General features: G+C 60.7%; 1 protein-coding gene and 2 pseudogenes. 1 reads left to right on the top strand and 2 read right to left on the bottom strand.

Features of this window, described 5'->3' with window-relative positions:
• Nucleotides 1-189 (bottom strand): annotated as a pseudogene (locus BMY52_RS15305) (hypothetical protein); the annotation flags it as partial.
• Between the two features lie 297 nt (nucleotides 190-486).
• Between BMY52_RS15305 and BMY52_RS15015 the strand changes: the two are divergent.
• Nucleotides 487-762, top strand: a complete 276-nt coding sequence (locus tag BMY52_RS15015; protein ID WP_143050516.1) for a tetratricopeptide repeat protein — start codon at nucleotides 487-489, stop codon at nucleotides 760-762.
• Between the two features lie 43 nt (nucleotides 763-805).
• On the opposite strand, the pseudogene BMY52_RS15300 reads toward BMY52_RS15015, so the two are convergent.
• Nucleotides 806-1,141, bottom strand: a pseudogene (locus BMY52_RS15300) (Rpn family recombination-promoting nuclease/putative transposase); the annotation flags it as partial.

Below are 1,141 nucleotides of genomic sequence, written 5' to 3'. Positions count from 1 at the left end.
TGGCAGCCTTGCCGTGGAATCAGTGGCAGCTTTCCCCTGGAATGGGTGGCAGGCTTGCCGTGGAATCAGTGGCAACCTTGCTCCGGAATACGCACGCAGATCATTGATCAGGGCCACCAACAGGTCCGGGGCCTCGCTCAACAGGCGCTTGAAAACATAGTCATTGGTGGGGTCGAGCAGTTGGTTCATGCGGCCCGCTCCAGGATGTGCTTCTCCATGTTCAGGTGAACCTGACCGCCGAGGAAGGCACGAAAGCCCCACTGATTCCTGGGAGGCTCATTGGTGCGAACGAGAGCCGAGCGAGGCAAGGTCCTGGGTTACCCGTTCTTGTGGATCGATAAACGAATGCTGTAAATTAATTCAATTGCATCGGGTCGTCAACGGGACGGCACTTACGCGGCTGACCTCGTGCCCCATTTGCCAAACCAGTCAAGAGTGCCTGTCCCTTGCCCATGCCTTGCCCATGTGTCGTTGACCGAAGAGGACATGGATCTCACCCATTGGGCAGACATCGGCGAGCCCATGGCGCAAGGAGAGCTGGGCCTGATGTTGTTGCAGGCCGGCCAGCCGGAGCGGGCTATCCACTGGCTGGAGCAGGCCGCGAAACGGGAAGACCCGGACGCCATGCACTGGCTCGGGCGTTGCTACATCTGCGGCGAGGGTGTGGAGGCCGATGAGTCGCTGGGGCTATCGTGGATCACCCGGGCGGCGGCCCGGGGGCATCTGATTTCGCAGAGGCAGGTGGCGGAGCTGGGGGTGTGAAGGAGTGTCACCCAATCAGGGTGGGCTTGACGGGCTCCTGCCCCTACCCCTTGAACAATTCATCCAGGGTGTTGGCTGTGAGCAGCCGGGTACCCCAGACGCCCAATTGCTCATCGGATGCGGATGAAAGTCGCTCATCCACCCAGCTTGGAAGTTCGCCGAATTTGAATGCCAACTGGGTGCGAAGCAACCCCTCCAAACCGGCGTGGCGTCCTTCCTCACGTCCTTCCTCAAGGCCTTCCCGCTTCGCCTCATTCAACAGCGACACCTCATCCCGGAGGGCACGTTCGCGCACGAAGGCCAGACGGCGGGCTTCCTCATCGGCGCTCAGTTCCTTGAGGCGGTTCATCGCCTGCTGTACAGGCTCATGGGCAATCTT

Source organism: Ectothiorhodospira marina (assembly GCF_900109495.1).
GTDB lineage: Bacteria > Pseudomonadota > Gammaproteobacteria > Ectothiorhodospirales > Ectothiorhodospiraceae > Ectothiorhodospira > Ectothiorhodospira marina.
This window is presented reverse-complemented; position numbering and strand designations above follow the sequence as displayed.

Excerpts from the sequence above, each read along its gene's own strand:
- BMY52_RS15015 (WP_143050516.1), top strand. The coding sequence starts at position 487 with ATGGATCTCACCCATTGGGCAGACATCGGCGAGCCCATGGCGCAAGGA.